The organism is Thiorhodococcus minor (assembly GCF_010820565.1).
GTDB classification, from domain to species: domain Bacteria; phylum Pseudomonadota; class Gammaproteobacteria; order Chromatiales; family Chromatiaceae; genus Thiorhodococcus; species Thiorhodococcus minor.
In genome coordinates this window covers 22454-47417 of the sequence record NZ_JAAIJQ010000006.1, presented here as the reverse complement: position 1 = coordinate 47417, position 24964 = coordinate 22454, and the positions used below count along the sequence as shown (strand labels likewise).

Genomic DNA, 24964 nt, shown 5'->3' with positions numbered 1-24964 from the left:
GAGCCAGCCAAGCCGACTCAGGATGCCTCAGCGGATCGCCAACCTCTGTGAATCACCAACCCATTACCAGCGAGCAGGAGACCCCGTGGCCTATTGGCTGATGAAATCCGAGCCGGACGTCTTCGGCATCGACCACCTGGCGGAAAGACCCGACCAAACCGAGCCCTGGGACGGCGTGCGCAACTACCAGGCGCGCAACATGATGCGCGATGAGATGCGCCCGGGCGATGGTGTCCTCTTCTATCACTCGAACTGCGCGCTTCCCGGCATCGTCGGCGTCGCCGAGATCGCCAGCGAGCCCCGCCCCGACCCGACGGCCTTCGACCCCGAGGCCAAGTACTACGACCCCAAGAGCGCCGCTGAGAACCCGCGCTGGTACCTCGTCGACGTCCGCTACGTGCGCCACCTCGCGCGGACCATCTCGCTCGCCGAGCTCAAGGAGCACGGCGCCGACCGGCTCAAGGACATGCCCCTGGTCCGTAAGGGGAACCGCCTGTCCATCATGCCGGTCAGCCAGGAGCAATGGGATTTCATCCTGAGCTTGGAATAGCTACCAGCTACCAGCTACCAGCTACCAGCTACCAGCTAGCCGACCGCTCTCTTCAGCCTCAGTGCATCGCGAAGTCGATTCACTCACCCAGAGGGCGGAAGGTGCATCTCGGCCAACCCCTCGCCTTGCTTCGCGTCCGTTGCGCCTTAGTGGCTCGAACGCCCCATCTCGGGCGAAAGGCAGGCCGCTGGAAGCCGGGAGCTGGCGGCTCGCTCTAAGTCAAACGATCGGCGGATCCAGCGCGGCGGAATCGTCGAGACAGGTCTGCTGAAAGGCCTCGACCTCGCCCACCACCTCATCGTGGTCGTCACTGAAGCGCGCGATGTGATAGAGCCCATCCCCCTCGTGGACGGAAGGGATCTGGATACGCCCGATGACCACGCCGCGCGTATGGGCCTTGACCGCGTGCTCGGCGCCTGTCGATGGGTCGCTGATGAAGCCGAGCGTCTCGCCGCGCTGGACCCTTGCCCCCAGGGGCACCAGGGTCCGCAGCAGGCCACTCTCAGGCGCGCGCGTCCAGGTGCTGGAGCGCGCGACGAAAGGCGCGGCGACGCGCGACTGGCGCTTCACCGCGGGGAGCATCCCGAGCGAGCGCATGACGTTCAAGATGCCTTGCAGTCCAGCGCGGATGCAAAACTCGTCGAACCTCAGCCCCTCTCCGGCCTCATAGAGCAGCGTGCGAATCCCGAGCCCGGTGGCCGCTTCGCGCAGCGACCCGTCACGCAGGGTCGAGCTGAGGAGCACGGGCACGCCGAAGGCCCGCGCCAGCCGCTCGGTCTCGGGGTCGTCCAGATTGGCGCGGATCTGCGGCAGATTGGTCCGATGGATCGCCCCGGTGTGCAGGTCGATCCCATGGGTCGCGCGCCGCACGATCTCCTCCATGAAGACGTGGGCGACGCGCGCGGCGAGCGATCCCGCGGCCGAGCCCGGGAAGCTGCGATTCAAATCCCGCCGGTCCGGCAGATATCTCGACTGATGGATGAGTCCATAGACATTGACAACGGGGACGGCGATCAGGGTGCCCGAGAGGCGGCGCAGCGCCCTGGCCTCGAGCAAGCGCCGAACGATCTCGACACCATTCAGCTCGTCCCCATGAATGGCCGCCGCGACGAAGAGACAAGGCCCTTCCTTCTTGCCGTGGACCACATGCACGGGCATCGAGAGGAAGGTGTGGGAGCTCAGCTTGGGGAGCGTCAAATCGATGAGTGCGCGCTCACCTGGCTGGATTTGCTGATCCTGAATGCTGAAGGGATCACGCATCCGGAGCGTCCGTCGCAGCCGATCCTGCTCCATGGCCTGGCTGACATCGAGACAGCCCCCGGCACCACGGTGAGCGCCGATGCTGGCCTGACGCCAGGAACGCGTCGAGACGACCAGCAAGACGGCAGCCCAGGTGCCGCATCACATCAGCTTGACGATCTGCGCCGAGGACAGCCCCAGCATCTGCGCACCAGTCTTGAGCGCCTGCTCCGCAAAGGTCTCCAGATCGCCCCAGCGGTCGTCGGTATCCGCGACTTCCGACATCAGCTCGCCAACCACCCGAAGCCGATAAGCACCATCGGCGCGCTCGGCGGGAGGCGCTGTTTCGGAGCACACATAGAGCACGGGCTCGCTCTGCCCAGCGGGCACGAAGGCCAGGATGTAGCGGTACGCGCGGCCATCGTCGCTTTCGATATCACCGAGCAGCGCGGCCATATGGCCGCCCAGCTGGTAGCGGTGGCGAGGAATCGCGGTCTTGATGACGGGACGATCTTGCATGGTGGGCTCCTGAGTCGTTCCTACAGCTAAATGGGGACGATCGGCAATCACCAAGGGACGCGCGGCTGTCTCAGCGACTCAGAGCGCGGCCCCATAGTCGCAGGTGATCTCATCGCCCGCGGCAATGGCCGCCTTGGCATAGAGGTCGAAACCGTCGAACTCCGCATTCGGCTCATCGCTGTGATTCACCCACCGCAAGAGGTTGGTGCCCAGCCGGGCGGTCACGCGATCCGCTTCGGCATCATAGACCCAGAGGACATAGCGGCCATCCTCCTCGACCGTCGGCCCCGCATAGCTGCCGATGAAATCGCCGGACTCGAAACCGATGCGCGCGAAGCAGCCGAATCCGTGGATCCGAGAGCGGGCGGCATAGACCCGGGACTGCAGCGTCGACGTCCATCTGCGAGCGCCCACGCCCGCCGACCCGATCCGGCCTAGCCCTTTTTCGCCTTGGCGAAGGCATCCGCCAGGGCGCCACCCATGATGCCCGAGGGCGGGGGCGCAGCGGGTCCCTTCTGGCCGCCTTGCGTCCGCGGCTTGCGCTGGGCGGGCGCGGCGTCGCGTCCGCCGCCGCGCGCCGCACGGCCCCGGCCATTGCCGCCCTGGCTCGCCTCGCCGAGGCGCATGCTCAGCGCGATCCGCTTGCGGTCGAGATCGACCTCCATCACCTTCACCTTGACCAAATCGCCGGACTTGACGACTTCGTGCGTGTCCTTGATGAAGCGGTCGGCCAAGGCCGAGATATGCACCAGACCGTCCTGATGGACACCAATATCTACGAAGGCCCCGAAGTTGGTGACATTGGTCACTGTTCCCTCGAGCACCATTCCGGGCTCCAGGTCCTTGAGCGTCTCGACACCCTCCTTGAACTGCGCCGTCTTGAATTCCGGACGCGGGTCGCGGCCAGGCTTTTCCAGCTCCGCCAGGATGTCCTTTACGGTCGGCAGGCCGAACCGGTCGTCCGTGAAGTCCTTGGGATCGAGACGGTGCAAGATGGTCCCCTCGCCGATCAGATCGGCGATGGTCTTGCCCGTCTTTTCGACGATGCGACGCACCACGGGGTAGGCCTCGGGATGGACGGCGGATGCATCGAGCGGCTCGTCTCCGTCAGAAATGCGCAGAAAGCCGGCGCTCTGCTGGAAGGCCTTGTCACCAAAGCGTGGTACGGCCATGAGTGACTTGCGATTCTGAAAGGCGCCATTGGCCTCGCGGAATTGCACGATGTTCTCCGCCAGCCCCCGATTGAGCCCGGAGACCTGCGCCAACAGGGGCACCGAGGCGGTGTTCAGGTCGACACCGACGGCGTTCACGCAGTCCTCGACCACGGCGTCCAGCGTGCGCGCCAACCGCGTCTGATTGACGTCGTGCTGGTACTGCCCGACCCCGATCGCCTTGGGCTCGATCTTGACCAGCTCGGCGAGCGGGTCCTGAAGACGCCGCGCGATCGAGACTGCGCCGCGCAGCGACACATCCATTGCGGGCAGCTCCTTCGAGGCGACTTCCGAGGCCGAATAGACGGAGGCGCCCGCCTCGCTCACGACCAGGGACTTCAGGCCGAGCTCCGGGTGGCCTGTGATGAGGTCGCGGGCCAGGCGATCGGTCTCCCGCGAGGCGGTGCCATTGCCGATGCTGACGAGCTTGACGTCATGCGCCTTCGCCAAGTCGGCCAACCGTACGATGGAGGCGTCCCATTGCTTCTTGGGCGCATGGGGATAGATGGTGTCGGTCGCCGCTACCTTGCCGGTGCTGTCGACCACGGCCACCTTGACGCCCGTGCGCAGGCCGGGATCCAGCCCCATGGTCGGCAGACGCCCGGCCGGGGCGGCCAGCAGGAGCGCCTTGAGGTTGAGTCCGAAGACGCGGATCGCCTCTTCCTCCGCAGCCTCCATCAGGCGGTGCTTCAGCTCCAGGTCCAGACGCGTCATCAGCTTGACGCGCCAGGCCTTGCGTACCGTCTCCATCAGCCAATCGTCGCCGGGGCGGCCTTGCGGACGGACCTCGAAACGGCTGGCGACCAGGCCGCGGCAAACAGCGTCGGGATCATCCCCCTCGCCCGCCAGCAGCTCCAGCGTGAGGACACCCTGGTTACGTCCCCGAAAGAGCGCCAAGGCGCGGTGCGAGGGGATCTTGGCGACCGCCTCACGGTAATCGAAATAGTCCGAGAACTTGTTGCCTTCCTGCTCCTGACCCTCGACCACGCGCGAGACCAGAATGCCGTTCTCCCAGAGGTGATCCCGCAGCCTGCCCGTCAGCTCGGGATCCTCGGCGAAACGCTCCATGAGGATCTGGCGCGCGCCTTCCAAGGCCGCGGCCCCGTCGGCCACGCCCTTGGCCGCGTCGACATAGCCTTCAGCCAGTGTTTCCGGGCTCTGGCTCGGATCCGACAGGATGGCATCGGCCAAGGGCTCGAGCCCCGCCTCGCGCGCGATCTGCGCCTTAGTGCGACGCTTGGGCTTGTAGGGAAGATAGAGGTCCTCCAGCCGCTGCTTGGTCTCGGCCGCCTCGATCTCGGCCTGCAGCTCATCGGTCAGCTTGCCCTGCTCCTCGATGCTCTTGAGCACGGCCACTCGGCGCTCATCGAGCTCACGCAGGTAGCCCAGCCGCTCTTCAAGGTGCCTCAGCTGAATATCGTCGAGACCACCCGTCACCTCCTTGCGGTAGCGCGCGATGAAGGGCACGGTCGCCCCCTCGTCCAGCAGCCGAACGGCCGCCTCGACTTGGGCCGGACGGGCCGATAGCTCTTGGGCGATGGTCTCGATGATCTTGGTCATAGGGTTTCGGAATCGATGCGATGCGGGAAGTGAGCGTAATCCAGGGAAGGTTCAGGCACTTGGGCGCCGGGGGCGCATCCATTAAGCTGGCGCGTCGTCAGACACGGCAGCTGTCGCCATAGACGGCCATGATCTGCTTGAGCTCTTCGAGGAGAGCGGCCCTCTGGGCTGCGGATAGATCGCGCGTTTCGGGCAGGTCCCCGCCGGCCTCGAGCGTCGCGATATCCAGCCGAACCTGACGGCAGCCTTTGCTGCAGAGTCGCTCGACGCATGCCTCGATAGGGGAATCTTTCGGGGACTGCACGACAGGCCTCCAAGTGTGTGGGGCGAGATTATAGGAAGATGACGATTGGGGTCAAAATGACGGCGGAGATGGCAGCGGACAAGTCGACGACGGCGCTTCAGGCAGACGGGCTTCAAGAAGAGGAGAAGCGGGAAGAGAGCCTTCACTGGACGAGGGCCGCGAGCCATCCGCCGCTCGCCCCGGAAGAGCTCCATCTGTGGCGCATTCGAGCCGACCGCCGAGGCGCCGACCTGAGCCGCTGCCTGCCCTGTCTTGGAGCCCGCCAGCGCGACCGCGCCGAGCGCATGCGCCACGCCGGCTATCGCGAGCGCTACATCCGCGCCCAGGCCGGTCTGCGCCGGATCCTCGCCGGCTACGTCGACGCGGCGCCCGAGCGGATCGCCTTTTGCTACGGCCCCGCCGGCAAGCCCTATCTCGAGGCCGGCGATCTCGGCCTGGCGTTCAACCTGAGCACCACGGGCGACCTCGCCTTGGTGGGGGTGCGTCTCGGCCTGTCTCCGGAGCGCGAGCTGGGCGTGGACTGCGAATGGATCCGTCCGCGCATCGATATCTTCGGCGTCGCCGAGCGCATGCTGGCTCCCGAAACGGTCGAGGCGCTTCGCCGGACCCCCGAGCCCGAGCAACTGGATCGCTTCTACCGGGCCTGGACGGCGCTGGAGGCCGACGCCAAGTGCGACGGACGCGGACTCTTCCGCCCGCGCGCCCCGGAGGCACCGCGCCCGATGGTGCGCAACTGCATCCCCGAGGACGGCTATGTCGCGGCCCTCGCCTCTCCGACGCTGCCTCACCGGGCGGCGTGGCGCGCGTTCGATCTCGACTGAGCCTGGCCCGGCGGCATGGCGCCACGGCCGCCCGCAGCCTTGCAGGTCCGCGGTATGAGCGGCGGCGAGGAGGATCGGTCCGCCAAGACCAGCGTGTATACTCCCGGCCCTCGCATCCAGGAGTCGTCCAGTGGAAACCATTCAGATCCTTCTGCTCGCCTTCGTCCAAGGCATCACCGAGTTCCTGCCCATCTCCAGCTCCGGGCATCTGGTGCTCACGCCCCTGCTCTTCGGCTACGAGCTGCAGAGCCTGGCCTTCGACGTCTCTGTCCACCTCGGCACCCTGCTCGCCGTCATGCTGTATTTCCGCACCGAGATCGTCCGCATGGTCGCGGCGGTGCTCGGCTCGACCCGCACGCGAAGTCTGGAGAATCCCGACGCGCGACTCGGCTGGATGCTGCTTCTAGCGACCCTTCCGGTGGTCCTGCTCGGGCTACCGCTGAAATCCCTGCTGGAGTATCTGCGGCAGGACGACACCCTCATCGCCTTCGTGATTTCAGGCACCACGATCGGCTTCGGGGCACTCCTCTGGTGGGCTGACTGGGGCGGGAAGCGTGCCCGGGACGAGTACTCGGTGCACTGGCGCGATGCCCTGGTCGTCGGGCTTATGCAGGCGATCGCCATCATTCCAGGCACCTCGCGCTCGGGCATCACCATCACGGCGGGGCTCATGCTCGGCCTCACGCGCCGCGCGGCCTCGCGCTTTTCCTTCCTGCTCGCGATTCCGACCATCTTGATGGCCGGCGCACTCGAGACCCTGGACCTGCTCGAGGCCCAAGACCCGACCGATTGGCTCGCGCTCGGGCTCGGCGCGGCCATCTCCTTTGCCGTCGCCTACCTCACGATCCACTTCTTCCTGAGGTTCATCGAGCGCATCAGCATGCTGCCCTTCGTGATTTACCGGTTCTTGCTCGGCGGGGTGATCCTGTTCCTAGTGTGGTGAGCCCGAGATAGGGCCGTCGATGGGACGGGCGATTCGTACGAGGATTCCAGGGATTCGCCTAACCCTGAAAGGGCGAGCAGCGCCCAATTCTCGACCTTAACTTGGCGTCCCTTGCGTCTTTGCGGTTCAAACTCCCGTTCCTGGATGGAGGGGGGGCGACATTCGACCGATGGGCCGATGAGTCCCCTCAGCCCGACAGCGTCTCCATGCGAATCCTCACGACAGGCTCGGTGACCGAGTCCAATGCCTCGATCTGGGCGATGGCCTGATTCATCTGGCCCTCGACGACCCGGTGCGTCAGCATCACGAGCGGGACGTGGGACTCGCCTTCCGCCGGCTCCTTCTGCTTGATGGCCTCGATGCTGATCCCTTGGTCACCCAGGATGCTCGCGATTCGCGCCATGACACCCGGCTTGTCCAGCGCCGACAACCTCAGGTAGTAGGCCGTCTCGACCTCCTCGATCGGCAGCACCGGGGTATCCGCAAGCTCGTCGGGCTGAAAGGCGAGGTGTGGCACGCGGTTGGTAGGATCCGTGGTCAGCGCGCGCACCACATCGACCAGGTCGGCGACCACGGCGGATGCGGTCGGCAGCGAGCCGGCCCCGGCGCCATAGTAGAGCGTCGGCCCGACGGCATCACCCTTCACCAGCACGGCGTTCATGACGCCATCGACGTTGGCGATGAGGCGACGCTCCGGGATGAGCGTGGGATGGACCCGCAGCTCGATGCCGCCGGCGGAGCGCCGCGCGATGCCGAGATGCTTGATGCGATAGCCGAGCTCGGTGGCATAGGCGACGTCTTGGGCGTCGATCTTGGAGATGCCCTCGGTGAAGCAGCGGTCGAACTGCAGCGGGATGCCGAAGGCGAGCGAGCCGAGGATGGTGAGCTTGTGCGCGGCATCGATGCCCTCGACGTCGAAGGTCGGATCGGCCTCGGCATAGCCGAGCGCCTGGGCCTCCGCCAAGACATCGGCGAAATCGCGGCCCTTGTCGCGCATCTCGGTCAGGATGAAGTTGCCGGTGCCGTTGATGATGCCGGCGATCCATTCGATATGGTTGGCCGCCAGCCCCTCTCGCAGGGCCTTGATGATGGGGATGCCGCCGGCGACAGCGGCCTCGAACCCGACCGTGACGCCATGCTTCTGGGCTGCGGCGAAGATCTCGTTGCCGTGCTTGGCGATGAGGGCCTTGTTGGCCGTCACGACGTGCTTGCCGTTCTCGATCGCCTTGAGCACCAGCTCGCGCGCGGGTGAGTAGCCGCCGATCAGCTCGATGACGATCTGAATCTCCGGATCCTCGACCACAGCGAAGGCGTCGTCACCGATCTGGCCGATCTGCCCGATGCCGTCGATCGCCTCCGGCTTGTACTCACGCGCCGCGGCGTGCGCGATCTCGATGCCACGGCCGGCGCGGCGGGCGATCTCGGCGGCATTGCGTGTCAGCACGCTCACCGTGCCGCCGCCTACGGTTCCCAGACCCAACAATCCGACCTTGACCGGTTCCATACATCTCACCTCGGTTCAATAGGGGCGCGCGCCGCAGGGGGTTGGCGGTCGCAGCGCCCGAAGATTCTATAAAGCGCGCTGAGCACCCCGGATGTTCCGAGGCGCGAATAGGATCAGGCCCCGACGCGGGAATCCTTGCGGAACATCTCCTTGATGCCGCGAATCGCCTGGCGCGTGCGGTGCTCGTTCTCGATGAGTCCGAAGCGGACGTGGTCGTCGCCATACTCGCCGAAGCCGATGCCTGGGGAGACGGCCACCTTGGCCTCGCGCAGCAGCTTCTTGGAGAACTCGAGCGACCCCATCTCGCGGTAGGGCTCGGGTATGGGCGCCCAAACGAACATGGTCGCCTTGGGCGGCTCGACCGCCCAGCCGGCCGCGCTCAAACCGCTGCAGAGCACGTCTCGGCGGCTCTCGTACATGTCGCAGATCTCGCGCACACAGCTCTGCGGTCCCTCGAGCGCAGCGATGGCGGCGACCTGAATCGGCGTGAAGGTTCCGTAGTCCAGATAAGACTTGATCCGCGCCAGCGCGGAGACCAATGTCTTGTTGCCGCACATGAAGCCAACGCGCCAGCCGGGCATGTTATAGCTCTTGGACATGGAGAAGAACTCCACGGCGATGTCCTTGGCCCCGGGAATCTGCAGGATCGAGGGCGCCTTGTAGCCGTCGAAGACGATGTCCGCGTAGGCGATATCATGGACGACCCAGATGCCCGCCTCGCTGGCGATGTCGACGACCTTCTGGAAGAAGTCCAGCTCCACGCACTGCGTGGTCGGGTTGCCGGGGAAGTTCAGCACCAGCATCTTGGGCTTGGGCCAGGACTCCTGGATGGCCTTCTTCAGCTCTTCGAAGAAGTCGACGTCGGGCGTCAGGCGCACGTGACGCACGTCGGCGCCGGCGATGATGAAGCCGTAGGGATGGATGGGATAGGCCGGATTCGGAACCAGAACCGTGTCGCCGGCGCCCATGGTGGCAAGCGCCAGGTGTGCGAGGCCCTCTTTGGACCCGATGCTGACGATGGCCTCGGAATCGGGATCCAAATGGACGTCGAAGCGGTCTCTGTACCAGTGACAAATGGCGCGGCGCAGACGCGGGATGCCGCGCGAGACCGAGTAGCGATGCGTATCGCGGCGGTTGGCCGCCTCGGTCAGCTTATCGACGATGTGCTGGGGCGTGGGCTGGTCCGGATTGCCCATGCCAAAATCGATGATGTCCTCGCCCCGCGCTCGCGCCTCCGCCTTCAACTCGTTGACGATGTTGAAGACATAGGGCGGAAGCCGCTTGATGCGGCTGAATTCGGACTCGGGGGCAACCACGGAGGACCTCTCGGTGATGAGTTGGCTAAAAGATCTAAGTCTACATTCGGACCGACCAGATTCAAATAACCCTGTTCGGCTCTTAAGAATTCGCGAGATCCGTCCGAGCGGCCTCGGCGGGCGACCCGAGATGTCCAGGCTGCGCAGAGCGCCCCGCCCCCTCCCCCAGCCATCACGCTTCGCGCCCCTGCGGTTCATGCTCATCATGGCGGCCTGCGTCCTGGCGATCGGCGGCTGCAGCAGAGTCAGCATCGCCTACAACACCGCCGACTTCTTCGCCAAGCAATACGCGATCGACTATCTCGATCTCGCGAGCGATCAGGTCAGGCGCTGGGAGCCGCGGCTCGAGCAGGAGCTGGCGCGACACCGCTCGCAGGAGCTGCCGCACCTGGCAGCCTTCTTCGATCAGACGCTCGGCGCCAGCCGTGCCGGATTCGACGCGGTCAACATGGCCTGTCTGACCAGTGCCTTCCTCGCGCTCTACAAACGCCACGCCCGGCTGGCGGTCGCGCTGGCTGCGCCACTCCTGGCGGACCTGACCCCAGCTCAGCTGAGGGCGCTCGAGCGGCGCTTCCGCGAGGAGGCCGAGGAGGACGAGGCCGATCTCGCCAAACGCGACACCGCCTGGGAGAAGGAGAAGCGGGCGCGCCGCTATATTGAAGCGATCGAGGACTGGACCGGCCCGCTGCGCCCGGGACAAGCCCACATCGTGCGACACGTCACCGGACGCATGCCGGAGTCCGAGGCCGCCGTGGTCGACTACCGGACCCGCAAGCGGCGGCAGCTGATCGAACGGCTGAAGCGCGGCGCGGGCGAGCGCGAGATCGCCGCCTTCATGACCTCCTGGCTGGTCGACTTCAGCGACCTGCCCCCGCGCCTGAGGCGCGCGGGCGATGAGATCGAGGCAAGGGTCAGCGAGCTCTTCATTCGTCTCGACGCCAGCCTCGACGCCGCACAGCAGGCCCGCCTGGAGAAACGGCTGGAGCAGCTGCGCGACGATCTCCTCAGGCTGCAGAAGCGGCCGCGCCTGGCGCCGTTGCCGTGTCAGCGCTAGCCGTTCTCATCACCCAGAGTGGCGAGCACAGGATCAATCCCGGCGGCGCCAGCGCTGGGAGTGTCGGCCTCTAGGCCGACACCCGCTGACCTGGGGGGCAAGCCCCCAGGAGCCCCAGTCACTGTGATCCATGACGGGGATTCGAGCTAGCTGCTGGCGGCTCTTTCTAGGCTAGAAGAGATCGTCCATCACACGCGGTGCCGAGCGCTGGACCGTGCGCGAGCGCTTGCGGCTCGTGGACCTGCGCGGCGCGGCGACCTTGATCGGCTCGGGGCCGAGGATGTTGTCGCGATATTCCTCTTGGATCAGCTCGAGGATGCCGCTCTTGGACCTGGTCTCGACCCCCCGATTGGGGTCGACGCGCACCTGAATCAGCCCCTCGGGCGGCTCCAGCTCGGCGACCGGCTGGCCCTCGAGCGCGTCTTCCATGAAATCCACCCACATGCCGAGCGCGGCCCTGCCGCCCTCTTCGCCGCGACCGAGCTTGCCGAAGTCGTCGAAGCCCATCCAGGCAATGGTGACGAAGTTGGCTTGGTAGCCGGCGAACCAGGAGTCGCGCACGTCGTTCGTCGTGCCCGTCTTGCCCACGATGTCGGGACGCGCGAGCTTGCGCGCGCGGCGCCCCGTGCCATGCTCGATGACCTCGCGCAGCAGCGAGGTGATCTGATAGGCCGTGCGCGGATCGATCGCCTGCTCGGCCCGCACGCCGCGCCGGGTGCCGGCGGAGATCGCAGCCGCTTCGCCGGACTTGTACCAGCAATCGGCGCAGGAGCGCGTCGGATTCGCCTCGAAGACCACGCTGCCATCGCCGTCTTCGATCCGCTCGATGAAATAGGGGATGACGTGGTAGCCGCCATTGGCGAAGACGGCGTAGCCCTCGGCGAGCTTCACCGGGGATAGCTCACCGGTCCCCAAGGCCATCGACAGCCCCAAGGGCATGGCCTCCAAGTCGAAGCCGAACCGGCTGATGTAGGACTGCGCATCTTCCAGGCCGACACTTTGCAGCAGATTGATGCTGGCGAGATTGCGCGACAGCGCCAGCGCCTTGCGCATGCGGATGGGCCCGAGCTCCTTGTGGTCCGCGTTCTTGGGATTCCAGCGCTCCTTCGTCTTGAGCTTGACCGCCTCGTCGCGCAGCAGGCTGGCCGGCGTCCAGCCCTCGTTCAGCGCCGCCGCGTAGACGAACGGCTTGAAGCTGGATCCGGGCTGGCGGCGCATGTCGACCGCCCGGTTGAACTTCGATGTCGAGAAGGAATAGCCGCCCACCAGGGCGCGCACGGCACCGTCGTGGGGATCCAGCGAGACCAGAGTGCCAGAGACGGCCGGGATCTGAGACAGGATCCAGCCGCCCTTGTCGAGGCGCTTGAGACGTACCAGGTCGCCCACGGCGACCGCCTGCGACGACTTGCGCCGCGGACCGCGCCAGCGCGCGAGATTGCGCCGGCTGCGCGCCCAGGAGAACTTGCTCCCGCGCAGGGTCACCTGCTCACCCTGGCCCATGTAGATGTCGATGGAGGATTTCCCGACCCTGGTAACCAGCCCGGGCTCCAGCTCGGGAACGCGCGTGACGTCGCTCAGATAGTCGTCCATGTCTTCCTCGGTCATCTCCTCGAGGTCGACCCTTGCCTCTGGTCCGCGATAGCCATGACGCCGGTCGTAGAGCCTCAGCGACTTGCGCACGGCCTCCTGCGCCTCGGTCTGGAGCCGGGAGTCGATGGTCGTGGTCACGCGATAGCCGCGGCTGATCGCGTCCTCGCCGAAGAAGCGCACGATCTCGGCGCGCGCCATCTCCGCGGCATAGCCGGCATCCAGCTCGCGCTCGCGCCTGTGCAGACTCGCCATGTCCGGCGTGCTGCGGGCGATCTCGTGCTCGAGGCCGTCGATGAAGCCAAGCTCGAGCATCCGGCCCAGGATGTAGTCGCGCCGCGCAAGTGCCCGGCGCGGATTGGTGACCGGGTTGTTGGTCGAGGGCGCCTTGGGGATACCTGCCAGCATGGCCGCCTCGGCAACCGTGAGCTGATCGAGGCGCTTGTCGTAGTAGAGCGCCGCCGCCGCCGAGATCCCATAGGCGCGGTGACCGAAGAAGATCTGGTTCAGATAGAGCTCGAGGATCTCGTCCTTGCTCAGCGTCTGCTCCACATGCATGGTCAGCAGGACTTCCGTGAGCTTGCGCTGGAAGGTCTTCTCGGGGGAGAGGAAGAAGTTGCGGGTCACCTGCATGGAGATGGTGCTGCCGCCTTGCGCCTTCTGACCGGTTGCGATGTAGCTGACGAGCGCGCGCGCCATGCCGACGGCGTCGATACCGCCATGCTCGTAGAAGCGGCTGTCCTCGGTCGCCAGGAAGGCCTGGATGACGAGCGGCGGGATGTCCACGATCGATACCGGGCGGCGGCGCTGGATGCCGAATTGGTCCATGAGCCGACCGTCGGCGCTGAAGACGCGCAGCGGCTCCTTGAACTGCACATCGCGCAGCGAGCGCACGTCCGGCAGATCCGGGAGGGTGACATGCACGAAGACCGCGGCACCGAGCAGCCCTAGGGCGGCGAGCTGCAAGGGCACGCCCAGCCCGCTGCCCAGAAGGTGCAGGAGCCAGCCGAGCGGAGAGCGCGGCGCCCGAGAGGCGCGGCGCGGGCGGCGTCGCTTCGGCATGGCGGTCGACTTGGGCGCCTTGCGCGGGCTCGGCTTGCCCGTGCTCGCGGCCTTGGCGCGCGGCTTGGACGGGCGGGCAGCGCCTGCTACTGGCTTGGATCCGGGCTTGCTGGACCCAGCGGCCGGGGGCGCTGGGCGCCTAGGTTGCGTCGGTTCTTTGTCCAAAGTCCACTCCGCCCGCAACCGCCTTCGGGGCGACCGGGCCCAAAAAAACTAGGGCTATTCATCATTTTGGATGCGCCGCGATTGTACACCAAGGCCACTGCGAGGAGACGCCGGGAAACACCCTCCGAAAGTCGGCGCGCCGCCAACCTGGAGCCGCCTGCGCGGCAAGCTCCTTCCGCCCAGGCGTGGCGCGCACCGCGCTGCAAGAGCGAGAGGCCGCGCGGGGACAGCCCGCTCAGGACTGCTGCTGCGAGAGCTTTTCGAGGTAGCGGACGCCGCCGAGATTCCGCATCTGGGCTGCAATTCGGGCCGCCCTGCGATGCACCTTGGCAGACGGCTGCGCTAACCGATAGATCTTGGGGTTCGGCAGCACGGCAGCCATGAGCGCGGCCTGCCCGGGCTCGATGGCTTCGACAGGGCGCTGGAAGAAACGCCAGCTCGCGGCCCCGACTCCATAGGTGTCGGGGCCGAACTGAGCGACATTGAGGTAGACCTCGAGGATCCGCTCCTTCGGCCACAGCGCCTCCATAAGCAGCGTGAGCCAGGCCTCGAGCCCCTTGCGCAGGAAGTCGCGCCCCGACCAGAGGAAGAGATTCTTCGCGGTTTGCTGACTGATGGTGCTCGCGCCCCGCAGGCCCCCGCCCTCCTGGTAGGTCTCGACCGCCTTGCGCAGCTCGACGAAGTCGAAGCCGCGATGGCTCGGAAAGCGTTGGTCCTCGGCGGCCAGCACGGCAAGGGCGAGCGAGCCCGGAATGCGCTCCCAGTCTACCCACTCGTGATAGATGTAAGGCCGCCCCTTGTCCTCGAGATGGGCGGCGACCCAGTGCTGGATCATGACGGCCGACAGCTGTGGGTCGACCCAGCGAAACAAGGCCACCAGTCCGACGGACAACAGCAGGAAGACGAGCATTAGCCGGGCGACCCAGCGCAGCGGCCCCGCCCTTTTGCGCCGCGCACTCATCGCCCGCGACCGCCACGCACCAGATATCTAGCGGGCATTTCTGACCGCCCAGGCGATATCGGCGGCCTGCCGATTTCCCGCCACATCATGGACCCGAAACACCCGCACGCCGCTCATGACCCCCAGGGTGGTCGTCGCGCAGGTCGCCGGCATGAGCGCGGCTGGCTCGACGCCCCCGCAGATGGCCCCCATGAAGCGCTTCCTGCTAGTGCCGAGCAGCACTTGGAAGCCAATGGCGACAATGCGGTCCAGAGCCCCCAGGAGCGCCAGATTGTGAGCGGCCAGCTTGCCGAAGCCGATACCTGGGTCGAGCAGGATGCGATCGGCCGCAATACCTGCGGCAAGCGCGGCCTGGGCCCGCTCGGTCAGATGATCGCAGACCTCGGCGACAACGTCGTCATAGCTGGGGGCCTCCTGCATCGTCGCCGGCACACCCAGGCGATGCATGAGCACGATAGGAGCGCCACGCTCGGCGGCCAAGGGCAGCATCTCCCCGTCGTCGAGCCCGGCGGAGGTGTCGTTGATCCAGCTCGCGCCCGCGTCCAGCGCGGCCCGCGCGACCCGCGCGGAGGTCGTGTCGATGCTGATCGGCGTGGAGACCGGAATCCGCTCCCGCAGCCGGCGGATCACAGGGAGCACCCGCAGCTCCTGCTCTTGCGGCGAGACCGACTTGGAGCCCGGCCGCGTGGACTCGCCCCCGATGTCCAGAATATCCGCGCCCTCGGCGAGCATCGCCAGCGCATGGCGGACCGCCTGCTCCGGGTCCGTGTAGAGACCGCCGTCCGAAAAGCTGTCCGGGGTCAGGTTCAGGATCCCCATGACTTGAGGACCATTGATCTGGGGACCATCGCTCGATCCCTGGGACGCCTCGCCCATCATTGCCTCGCCTTACCCTTGGATGTTTTGACTGTCGCCGCCGAGGGCGCGCATGATCTTCGCAGAATAGCGAATCCGGCCCGCCTCAGCGACCGGCTGCGCGATGCGCCGCAGGCCCCGCCCCGGGCATCGGACCGCCCGACCAGATGAACACGCACTGGAGACGTCTCAATGGCCACGCACCGCCCAGCATTACCCCTGCTGCCCCCCATCCTGCTCGCCGGCTGCGCCTTCTCAGGTGGCCCGGTCGGCAGCCTGCCGCCGCCCGCCAAGCCCTCGGAGGCCGGCACCCTGATCATTTACCGCGACCAGTCTCCGGTCGGCATCTTCGGTACCCTGCGCGTCACACTCGACGGCAAGCCTCTCTACCGCCTCGGCATGGGACAAAGCCATCGCGTGAGACTGGATTCAGGCGAGTACCTCCTCGGCTACTCCATCGGCCTGAACGACTGTGGCGGGGTCGTCAACATCCGTTCCGGCCAGACGGAGCGCGTTCGCTTGGCCCCGAACTGCATGATGCACAGAGACTAGGCGGGTCAACCTCGGCCGGCCTCTCGGCTACAGCGACGGCTGGGTCGCATGTTTCCGGCCCCCAGGCCGGCGAGTCGCCCGGGATACGGCATCCGTTTGCAGCCAATCGAATGAATCGGCCTATACTTGACGGATTCGCCGAGCAGCATAGATTCGCCGAGCAGATTGCTCCAGCAACTGGATCGACTCCGAAGAGCGCGCACCGGCGCAGCGCCCTGCGCGCCGGAACGGTCCCAAGCCCCAAGCCCCAAGTCATAGCAAGAGACAGGAGGGAATCGATCGATGACGTCTGAGAAAATCGCTGACGAGAGGCGCAGTTGCGACCGAGTCGCCTGGGAGTGCCACGCCAGGCTGCTTCCGCTGAGCTTGGAGCCAAGAACGCCCAGGCTCGGCATGCATGACGTGACGGGGCGCGACATCGGCGAGGGCGGGCTGCGAGTCTGCAGCGACCGGCTCTTCGCACTGCGCTCCCGGCTCCTGGTCGAGATGGAATCACCCGAGCTGCCGGAAGGGATTCAAGCCGTCGGCTCGGTGGCCTGGATCTCTCCGACCAGCGAGGACGACCAATGGTGCCTCGGAATCGAGTTCTCGGACGTCGGCGCACTTGCGCTGACAAGCATTCGCACCCTCATGACCTGTGAGCAAGGGGCGCCGCATCCGTCACGAATTGACAGGCACGACTCGGATAGCGGCCTGAGAGCCACTTAGGCGATTTCTGTCAGTTCGCATAGCATCTGGCTTTTCTTGACGCCCGCCTTCCGTGTCGCGCCGACAGTCACATCGCTCGGCGATGCGCCTGCCGGCCCTCCTTGAAGGCGGACCTCAATCCGGCGCCACCTGGTATGAGAATTTCCGGCGATCGCCTTAGGCGATTTCCGAGAGTCTTCTTACCAAAGGCGATCCGATCACGCACCATCGGTCAGGCATTGCGTGGGAGCGCCGCGGCGGGGCGCCGCTCCCACGGATTGAGCGGCTGACCCGACCCGACGTCGCTCGGCCGAGCGATGAAGCCGGCGCCTCGAGCTCCTCTCTGGAATAAGCTTCCCTGGAAATCGCCTCAGCGGATCGCCGCACAGGCTATCCTCGGGGTCGACCACAGTCCTTGGGGACGATGGCCAGGCGTAGCCGCCGCCCTGACCTAGCCCCGCCATCGCGGACTCCCGTCCAAGCTCACCCGGTGCCCGCGCGCACGGAGAGCGCGCACAGCTTCTTGTAGATCTTGAGGTAGTCTTGGGCCGGCTTGCGCCATGAGTAGTCGCCGCGCATGCCGTTGGCCCGCAGCTGACGGAAATACTGCGGGAACCGACGCCAGAGTGCGATGGCTCGGCTCATGGCGCCTTCCAAAGCATCCTCCGTGGCATCATCGAAGACATAGCCGTTGCGCGCCTCGAAGGATTTGTCCGAGTAGTGCGCATCGAAGACCGTATCGGCGAGCCCTCCGACACGGCGGACGATGGGGACAGTGCCATACTTCATCGCAATGAGCTGTGTCAGACCGCAAGGCTCGTACAGGCTCGGGATCAGGATCATATCCGCTCCGGCGTAGATGAGGTGCGCCAGCGCCTCGTCATAGCCCAGCTCGAGGTGGCAGTCCGGCCCGGAGCCCAGCTCCGCCTTGAGCGACTCGAAGGCGCGCGTGATCGCCGGGTCGAGCGACGAGCCGAGCAGGACCATTTGACCGCCCTCGGCGAGCGCATAGCGGACAGCGTGCTGGATGAGGTCGATACCCTTTTGCCGGTCGAGCCGGCTGACCACGGCGAAGATCGGCTTCTCCGTCTCCTGCAAGCCCAGACGCAGGCGCAGCTCGCGACGATTCACCGCCTTCTTCGGCAGTGAGCCCGGACCGAAATTCACTGGGATGTGGGCATCGACCTCGGGACCCCAGACACTCTCGTCGATGCCATTGAGAATGCCGCCGAACTTGTGGCGGTTCTCCTGGAAGAGGGACTGCAAGCCCATGCCCTGCTCGGTGCTCTGCACTTCCCAGGCATAGCGTGGCGAGACCGTGTTGACGAATCCGGCGTAACGGATCCCACCCTGCATGAGGTTGGCGACCCCTGGCTCATGCGGGTCCGCCAAGCGCCCAGGTGTCATGAGGGCCGCGGCATCCAAGCCGACCTGCTCCAGGAGCGACGGCTGAACCTTTCCCTGATAGCCGACATTGTGCAGCGTATAGCAGGTACGCGCCTGGGCCTCCTCACCCTGATGCTCGGCGAGCAGCACGGGCAGCAGCCCGGTCTGCCAGTCGTTGCAATGCAAAACGTCCGGCGGGCGCTCCAATTGGGCGAAATGCGCGAGCACGGCGCTGCAAAAGAAGGCGAAGCGCTCTGCGTCATCCGCTTCCCCGTAGATACAGGACCGACCGAAAAAGCGGTGACCGGAGAGCGGGTCGAAGAGCAGCACGGGGATCCCCTCGACATTCCCGCGAAGCAGTCGGCATTCGATCTGCTGTCCACCGAAGTGGACCTGTAGCCTAGGCCCCATCTCGTCCAATCCAGAAATGAGCTCGCGCCGCAGCACGTCGTAAGCGGGGAGCCAGACCTCCACGGCCTCCCCCGACTTGATCAGCTCATGCGCCAATCCCTGAACGAAATCTCCAAGTCCGCCTGCCTTTGCGATGGGCGCGCACTCGGCGCTCACCATGGCGATCTGCATACGCCAGCTCCCCTTCGTCCACGAATGCGCCACTCAGTGCTCGCGCCGACTGCCGATCTCGGGCGGCAGGTGCAAGTCCAGCGCCCGCTTGAGCAGCTCGGCATCGTCCACCTTGAGCACCAGCTGAAAACCACCGCCCGGCCCAACACGATAAGGGTGTCCGAAGAGATCGATCTCGCTGTTGGGAGGCGCCCAGCCGCGGATACGCAGCTCGGCCTCGACGACGAGACCGGCACCGGTCGGGCACGGCTCACCATACATGAGCCTGGGGCGCTCGATTGGGGCGAGCGTCGCATTCCCGCCGCCTTCCCCCCCCGGCTGCATTTGCACCGATAGCGCCGGGATGCCCCCAGCCTCCTCTCCGGTCATCTGGGAGCCGAGGGTGGCGCTGTCCGAGGAGCCCAGCCCCAGGGCCGCCCCGGGCCCTGGGTGCGCGTCGCTTGTGCCATGCGACGGCAAGAGACCGGATTGGACCTGCCACCTTTGACCGACGTCCGGCGCCCCGCCAGAAGTCGCAGCCCTTTCGCCCGGCTCGACCGACACCGGACTGGGCCGCGAGGCTGCGGGCGGCATCGGCCGCTGCAATGCATCGAGCGCCTCGAGCCCGATACCCGTTGCCTGCTGAAGCCGATTGGAGCGCGCGAGCAGCAGCCATCCCCCGGCCTCGCTGGAGAGGCCAAGCTCGGCTTCGAAGGCGCTGTAGTCGCCCTCGACCCGAAATCCGGCATCCCCTTCCCCACCAATGCCCTGAAGCCGAAGGCGAATCTCCTGAGCCGTCTCGGATCCGCCCTCGGCAGAGAGCCGGCGCAGACGCAGGACGGCCTCCGGACGCCCGGCATCGATCGGGAAGCCAGCACCATAGCTGATGAAGTCGTCGGGTCTCAGAGTCCAGCGCGCACGCAGCTCCTGCGCGGTCCCCGGATAGAGAGCCAGGCTCGTCGCGTCGCGCTCGAGCGGAAACTCGGGGAGAAGCGATAAGCTTGGTGCAATGAGATCCGGCGTCGCGCGAGCCGCGCCTGCTTCGCTGCTCGTCGCCGGATCCAAGGCGGATACACCCTTGACGTTATTCTTGTTGGACTCGAGGCCAGAATCCGTTGTCTTGGCGTCGTCAGGTTCGATAGTTGGTTCTCCCGCTTGGGCGCAACGCCCACATGGACAGGTCTGTCAGGGCTCCGCGCCGGAGCTTGGCCGCTCGCGGACGCGATCTCGGTCGCCGCCCTCAAACAGCGCAGCCCTGTCCAGCCGCGCCACTGCCAGAGTCGAGCGCCACGCCGGCCTGGCGCAGCGCGCGCGCCACGTCATCCAGGGCTGCCTCGGCCGGGATCGTACGGGCATAGAGGTGTGGAATCCAGGCATCCCCCCAGCACAGGAAGCAGCTCGTCTCCGCCTCCAGGATCAGCTGGCGCGCGCGCACCATGGCGTCGCCGGCGACCTCGTAGCCATCGGGCCGACACCGGCAGAGGCTCCAGTAGTAGCGGCTCAGCCGCCGTATCTGCGCCATGGCCTCACGCTGAGCGGAGCTGCCGGCCCAATTGAGGAGATCGCTATCCGAGGCGCGGCCCGCATTCCAGGCGCCGGTCTGAATGGTCGCGCGCGATAGCGGCTTGACCCGCTCGAGATAGTCGCCGATGAAGACGGGACTGACACGGCAGTGTCCAGTGCGGCAAAGCTCCATGTAGGGCGCGAAGAAACGCCCGAAGAAGCCCGCGGGCTCGGTCGTCTGCCTCAGCCAGCCGCCGTTCTCTCCGTCGGACCAGCTCGTGAAGAGGCGCTCGGCATCAGGTCTCGGCGACACCGAGGCGCGCCATTGCAGCTCATCCTCGAGCCATTGCGGATCGAGCCCGCCTGCTTGGGCACGGGACAGATCCCGATCCTGCGGGATCACCGTCATGCAGAGCCCATCGTAACAGGCGCTGTAGGGTCTCAGGCCGTCACTAACGCCGTCCTCCGGCATCACCCGCGCGCCATCCACCACGACATACTCATAGCCGGCCTGGATGAGCGCCGGAATCATCTCGATGGTGAAGGCAGTCTCGGGAGGCCAGAAGCCGCGTGGGACGCGGGCGAACACCCGCTCCATGATGCCGCGGCCGCGCTCGAGCTGCTCGAGCCAATCATCGCAGGGGATCAAGGGGAAGATCGGATGGTAGTGCCCCATGCCGACAAGCTCGATGTTGCCGGCCGCCCGATAGCGATCCAACATCCGGGGGATGTCGACGATGTGCCGATAGCGGTCGACGACGACCGGATCGAGGAGCTGCTCCAGCAGGACACCCGAGAAGCCGACGTGCAGACGCGCCACATCCGCGTAACGCTCGGCGTAGCGCACGGCACGCTCATAGCACAGGACGATCTCCTCGGCCTCCCGAGGCTTGGCGTCGATCAGCAGCCGCAGATTTCCCGGCGGCTGATGCATGTGCAGCCCGAGCGCGTGAAAGACTGTTCTCTCGGCCATGACCCCTCACAACGACTGCGCCGGCATGCAGCCAACCGTCGATGCAATGCCCCGCCCCCGACAAGTCCCACCCGAGCAGCGCACACCGGCCGGCGGGGCCACGCGCTCGCCGCCTCAACATTAAACAATGCGGAGAGTGCGGTCAAAGCGACCTGTGCGGCGGCGATACCGAGCCGAGTCGCACACGGGGCGCCAGCCCAGGCGAGAGGAGGGGAATCAGCGCGCCTCCAGCACCAGAATGCTGCGCGCCCGCGCCAGCTGGCGCGGCGCCTCGACGCGAATCTGATCGGCGGGCGCGACCACGTCCATGGGCGAGGCGCGACCCGTATCGACCGCCAGATACCAATGCGCCGCGCCCAGGCCGGGAAGCTCGAAGACGCGCGTGCGCTCGTCCATGTTGATGAGCACATGCAGGACGTCTTCGTCCTGATCGACCGGCGCCAGCGTGAAGGCAAGCCAGCGCACATCCGGATCTTCCCAGTCCGGCGTGTCCAGCTCGGTCCCATGCCAGCGCACATCCGGCATCTCCGAGCCAGGCATGGGCTGCCCCGAGAAGAAGTGGCGCCTCTGCAGGCTCGGATGGCGCTTGCGCAGGGCAATGAGACCGCGCACGAAGCGCAGCATGGCGTGCTCGCGCTCCATCAGAGACCAGTCGAGCCAGCTCAGCGCATTGTCCTGACACCAGGCGTTGTTGTTGCCGTTCTGAGTCCGCAGCACTTCATCCCCCGCCAGCAGCATGGGGATGCCCTGGCTGAGGAGCAGCAGCGCCATGAGATTCTTGGCCTGACGGCGTCTCAGGGCGAGCACGGTGGCATCCTTGGTCTCGCCCTCGATACCGCAATTCCAGCTCAGGTTGTCATTGGTCCCATCGCGATTGGCCTCACGGTTCGCGACATTGTGCTTGCGGTCGTAGGAGACGAGATCCCACAGCGTGAAACCGTCGTGGCAGGTGACGAAATTGACGCTGTTGATCGGCTTGCGCAGGTTCGCCTCGTAGAGATCGCTGCTGCCTGCCAGCCGCGTCGCGACCTCGGGAGCCATCCCCGGATCCCCGCGAACGAAACGGCGGATGCTGTCGCGGTAGCGGCCGTTCCATTCCATCCAGCGGTAGCCGGGAAAGGTGCCGACCTGATAGAGACCGGCCGCATCCCAAGCCTCGGCGATGATCTTGGAGGCCGCCAGGGTATCCGACAGCTCGATCTCCCAGAGCACGGGGGGATTGGCCATGGGACGTCCGTCGGCATCGCGCGCCATGGCGCTGGCCAGGTCGAAGCGAAAGCCGTCCACGTGCATCTCGCGGACCCAGTACTCCAGGGCGTCGAGGATGAAATGCGTAACCAGTGGGTGGTTGGCGTTGACAGTGTTCCCGCAGCCGGTGAAATCCAGGTAGATGCCCTTGTCGATGGCGTCCAGACAATAGAAGGTCTCGTTGCCGAAGCCCTTGAAGGTCATGACGGGACCGTCGGCGCCGCCCTCGCTGGTATGGTTGAAGACCACGTCCATGATGACGCCGATGCCGGCCCGATGGAGCGCCTTGACCATGTCCCGCAGCTCGCGCCTGTGGGTCCCTTGCTCTGGTGTCACACAGAAGCCGGGATGCGGCGAAAAGAACCCGAAGCTGCTGTAGCCCCAGTAGTTGCGCAGCCCGGCGTCCCAAACCTGCTCCGGCACGTCCTGCTCATCGAAGGCCATGATGGGCATCAGCTCGACGTGCGTGATGCCCAGCTCCTTGAGATAGGGGATCTTCTCCACCAGCCCATCGAAGGTGCCGGGATGCCTCACGCCCGAGCTCGGATGCCGCGTGAAGCCGCCGACATGGAGCTCGTAGATGATGGTCTGCTCCGTCGGCAGGCGCAGTGGCCGATCATCCTCCCAGTCGTACTCCTCCGCCAGCACGATGCCGCGTGGGGAATCGTGCGGCATCGCCCCCTCGCGCTGGCGCCGCCAGCGATTCCAGCTATGGACGTTCACCGCCCGCGCCCAGGGATCGACCAGCTCGATCTCGGGATGGAACCGCCAGCCATGCGCGCGCGGATCGTCCGGCCCTTCCATCCTCCAGGTGTAATGCGTGCCCGGCGGCAGATCCTCGACCAGGACATGCCAAGAGAAGAACGTATGGTTGTGCTTGGCATCCAGCCGGATGATCTGGAAAGGCGCCTCGCAGTCGGCGCTCTCGTAGAGGAGCAGCTCGGCCCCGACTGCGTGGCGGCTGTAGACGGAGAAATTGACCCCATCGTCTTCGACCGTCGCCCCAGGCGGATAACGGCGGCCGGGGTGGACGCGATAGGTACGTTTGGATGGGGGCATAGCAAAAACGCCTCGGCGGGCGCGCCGATCTCGTCAGTTGTGTGATGTGTCGGATGTTGTGCGATGGGCGGTACATCGTGCGATGGGTCCGGCACGCCGCAGCGCGCGAAGAGCATAGCATGAGTCGGATGAGGGCCTTGCGACGCGATGCCCGCCCCTGGAGCGATCAGCTGCCCCAGTCGCGATCGGTCTTGGGATCAAACGCGACGCATCTCGTCATTCATCCACAGCAGCGCGACGATCCAGCCAATGGCCGCTGCCGCCGCTCCGACACCAAAGGTGACCAGCGCGCCTTGCTCCGCCCACAAGACGCCGCCGATGAGACTCCCGGCGGCACCCCCGGCACCGAAGCTGACGCTGTTATAGAGCGCTTGCCCGCGCCCCTGCGTGCGCCCGGGAAAGCTGTGGTGAACCAGGTGGATGGCGGACGCATGGAAGGTGCCGAAGGTCGCCGCGTGCAAGACTTGCGCGACCAGCTGAATCGCCAGGGTCTCCACGAAGGCGCCGATCGCGAGCCAGCGCGCCACGGCCAGCGCAAGACTCCACAGCAGCACGCGCCGAGCGCCGAAGCGGTCGAGCAGACGGTGCATAACCAAGAAGATCAAGACCTCGGCGATTACGCCGAGTGCCCAGAGATTGCCCACCGCGACGCTGGAATAGCCGGACGACTCGAGATGGATCGAATAGAAGGCGTAGTAGATTCCGTGGCTCAGCTGCATCAAGAAGCAGGCGGCCAAGAATGCGATCACGCTCGGCTTGCGCAATAGAGACCTGAGAGAGACCGCGGCATGCTCGCCCTGCTCGGGGGCGCTATCCGGAACCACCAGGGCACTGAGCCAGATCCCGAAGACGAGGATGAGCACCCAGACGGGCACCATGGACAAGGATCCCGCCTCCAGGCTCAGCCCAAGCGCGATGACGACCAGGATGAAGCCGATCGAGCCCCAAACCCGAACCAAGGCGTAGCGGCTTGGCTGGGCGCCCAGATGATTGAAGGTCACGGCCTCCATCTGCGGGAGCGAGGCATTCCAGAAAAAGCTGAACAAGAACATCGCCAAAGCCAGGCCCCAGAACCCCTCGGCGAGAAACACGGTCGCGAAGCCGAGCACCGAGAGCAGCGCACCTAGCCGGACCAGGCGCATGCGCTGCCCGGTGTGATCGACGATATGGCCCCAGATCATGGGTGCGACGATCTTGGTGCCAGAGAGGATGGCCATGAGCTGGCCGATGGCGAGCGCGCTCAGACCCTCGCCCTGCAGATAGAGGCTCCAATAGGGGACGAGCGCGCCCAGCGACGCGAAGTAGAAGAGGTAGTAGCTGGAAAGCCGCCAGTAGGGCATGTGG

Annotated in this window: 21 protein-coding genes; 6 read left to right on the top strand and 15 right to left on the bottom strand. The window is 66.1% G+C overall.

All coding sequences use genetic code 11. The features are described from left to right. The first annotated feature begins 85 nt into the window (after window positions 1-85). Complete coding sequence (locus G3446_RS03235) at window positions 86-550, top strand: EVE domain-containing protein (RefSeq protein WP_164450968.1); 465 nt, start codon at window positions 86-88, stop codon at window positions 548-550. Between the two features lie 219 nt (window positions 551-769). Here the strand turns inward: G3446_RS03235 and G3446_RS03230 are convergent, their stop codons facing one another. From G3446_RS03230 to G3446_RS03210, 5 genes are all read right to left on the bottom strand, one after another. After that, on the bottom strand, window positions 770-1810 hold the full coding sequence (locus G3446_RS03230; protein ID WP_164450967.1) for a succinylglutamate desuccinylase/aspartoacylase family protein: 1041 nt from the start codon (window positions 1808-1810) through the stop codon (window positions 770-772). A gap of 141 nt (window positions 1811-1951) precedes the next feature. Further along, window positions 1952-2308: a hypothetical protein gene (locus tag G3446_RS03225; protein WP_164450966.1), complete on the bottom strand. Its 357-nt coding sequence runs from the start codon at window positions 2306-2308 to the stop codon at window positions 1952-1954. A 78-nt stretch (window positions 2309-2386) separates the two neighbouring features. After that, complete coding sequence (locus tag G3446_RS03220; protein ID WP_164450965.1) at window positions 2387-2722, bottom strand: SET domain-containing protein-lysine N-methyltransferase; 336 nt, start codon at window positions 2720-2722, stop codon at window positions 2387-2389. Window positions 2723-2742: 20 nt separating this feature from the next. Continuing rightward, window positions 2743-5079 carry a Tex family protein gene (locus tag G3446_RS03215; protein ID WP_164450964.1) on the bottom strand — a complete coding sequence of 779 codons (2337 nt, stop codon included), beginning with the start codon at window positions 5077-5079 and terminating at the stop codon, window positions 2743-2745. Between the two features lie 97 nt (window positions 5080-5176). After that, complete coding sequence (locus G3446_RS03210) at window positions 5177-5383, bottom strand: hypothetical protein (protein ID WP_164450963.1); 207 nt, start codon at window positions 5381-5383, stop codon at window positions 5177-5179. Window positions 5384-5421: 38 nt separating this feature from the next. On the opposite strand from G3446_RS03210, the gene G3446_RS03205 reads away from it, so the two are divergent. Together G3446_RS03205 and G3446_RS03200 are read left to right on the top strand one after the other, a co-directional pair. Continuing rightward, window positions 5422-6204, top strand: coding sequence for a 4'-phosphopantetheinyl transferase family protein (locus tag G3446_RS03205; protein ID WP_245232273.1), 783 nt, complete (start codon window positions 5422-5424; stop codon window positions 6202-6204). A gap of 130 nt (window positions 6205-6334) precedes the next feature. Continuing rightward, window positions 6335-7147: an undecaprenyl-diphosphate phosphatase gene (locus G3446_RS03200; protein ID WP_164450962.1), complete on the top strand. Its 813-nt coding sequence runs from the start codon at window positions 6335-6337 to the stop codon at window positions 7145-7147. A gap of 187 nt (window positions 7148-7334) precedes the next feature. On the opposite strand, the gene G3446_RS03195 is transcribed toward G3446_RS03200, so the two are convergent. After that, on the bottom strand, window positions 7335-8651 hold the full coding sequence (locus G3446_RS03195; protein WP_164450961.1) for a homoserine dehydrogenase: 1317 nt from the start codon (window positions 8649-8651) through the stop codon (window positions 7335-7337). A 113-nt stretch (window positions 8652-8764) separates the two neighbouring features. Then, window positions 8765-9967, bottom strand: coding sequence for an alanine transaminase (gene alaC / locus G3446_RS03190; RefSeq protein WP_164450960.1), 1203 nt, complete (start codon window positions 9965-9967; stop codon window positions 8765-8767). 196 nt (window positions 9968-10163) lie between these two features. Here alaC and G3446_RS03185 point away from each other — a divergent pair, with 196 nt between their 5' ends. Beyond that, window positions 10164-11021, top strand: coding sequence for a DUF6279 family lipoprotein (locus tag G3446_RS03185; protein ID WP_164450959.1), 858 nt, complete (start codon window positions 10164-10166; stop codon window positions 11019-11021). Between the two features lie 171 nt (window positions 11022-11192). On the opposite strand, the gene G3446_RS03180 is transcribed toward G3446_RS03185, so the two are convergent. From G3446_RS03180 to folP, 3 genes are all read right to left on the bottom strand, one after another. Next, entirely contained in the window at window positions 11193-13670 is a 2478-nt protein-coding gene (locus G3446_RS03180) for a penicillin-binding protein 1A (RefSeq protein ID WP_164450958.1), read from the bottom strand. A 400-nt stretch (window positions 13671-14070) separates the two neighbouring features. Beyond that, window positions 14071-14796 (bottom strand): monofunctional biosynthetic peptidoglycan transglycosylase, encoded by a 726-nt coding sequence (gene mtgA / locus G3446_RS03175; RefSeq protein WP_164450957.1) that lies wholly within the window; start codon window positions 14794-14796, stop codon window positions 14071-14073. Window positions 14797-14823: 27 nt separating this feature from the next. Beyond that, on the bottom strand, window positions 14824-15672 hold the full coding sequence (gene folP / locus G3446_RS03170) for a dihydropteroate synthase (RefSeq protein ID WP_164450956.1): 849 nt from the start codon (window positions 15670-15672) through the stop codon (window positions 14824-14826). Window positions 15673-15843: 171 nt separating this feature from the next. Here folP and G3446_RS03165 point away from each other — a divergent pair, with 171 nt between their 5' ends. Together G3446_RS03165 and G3446_RS03160 are read left to right on the top strand one after the other, a co-directional pair. Next, window positions 15844-16203 carry a hypothetical protein gene (locus G3446_RS03165; protein WP_164450955.1) on the top strand — a complete coding sequence of 120 codons (360 nt, stop codon included), beginning with the start codon at window positions 15844-15846 and terminating at the stop codon, window positions 16201-16203. 282 nt (window positions 16204-16485) lie between these two features. Next, window positions 16486-16911, top strand: a complete 426-nt coding sequence (locus G3446_RS03160; protein WP_245232272.1) for a PilZ domain-containing protein — start codon at window positions 16486-16488, stop codon at window positions 16909-16911. A gap of 462 nt (window positions 16912-17373) precedes the next feature. Here the strand turns inward: G3446_RS03160 and G3446_RS03155 are convergent, their stop codons facing one another. From G3446_RS03155 to G3446_RS03135, 5 genes are all read right to left on the bottom strand, one after another. Beyond that, window positions 17374-18858 carry a glycogen synthase gene (locus tag G3446_RS03155; RefSeq protein ID WP_164450954.1) on the bottom strand — a complete coding sequence of 495 codons (1485 nt, stop codon included), beginning with the start codon at window positions 18856-18858 and terminating at the stop codon, window positions 17374-17376. 33 nt (window positions 18859-18891) lie between these two features. After that, window positions 18892-19902 (bottom strand): hypothetical protein, encoded by a 1011-nt coding sequence (locus G3446_RS03150; protein ID WP_164450953.1) that lies wholly within the window; start codon window positions 19900-19902, stop codon window positions 18892-18894. A gap of 175 nt (window positions 19903-20077) precedes the next feature. Continuing rightward, window positions 20078-21313, bottom strand: coding sequence for a polysaccharide deacetylase family protein (locus tag G3446_RS03145; RefSeq protein ID WP_164450952.1), 1236 nt, complete (start codon window positions 21311-21313; stop codon window positions 20078-20080). A gap of 216 nt (window positions 21314-21529) precedes the next feature. Beyond that, window positions 21530-23620, bottom strand: a complete 2091-nt coding sequence (gene glgX / locus G3446_RS03140; RefSeq protein ID WP_164450951.1) for a glycogen debranching protein GlgX — start codon at window positions 23618-23620, stop codon at window positions 21530-21532. Window positions 23621-23817: 197 nt separating this feature from the next. After that, on the bottom strand, window positions 23818-24960 hold the full coding sequence (locus G3446_RS03135) for an MFS transporter (protein WP_164450950.1): 1143 nt from the start codon (window positions 24958-24960) through the stop codon (window positions 23818-23820). Window positions 24961-24964: the final 4 nt, after the last annotated feature.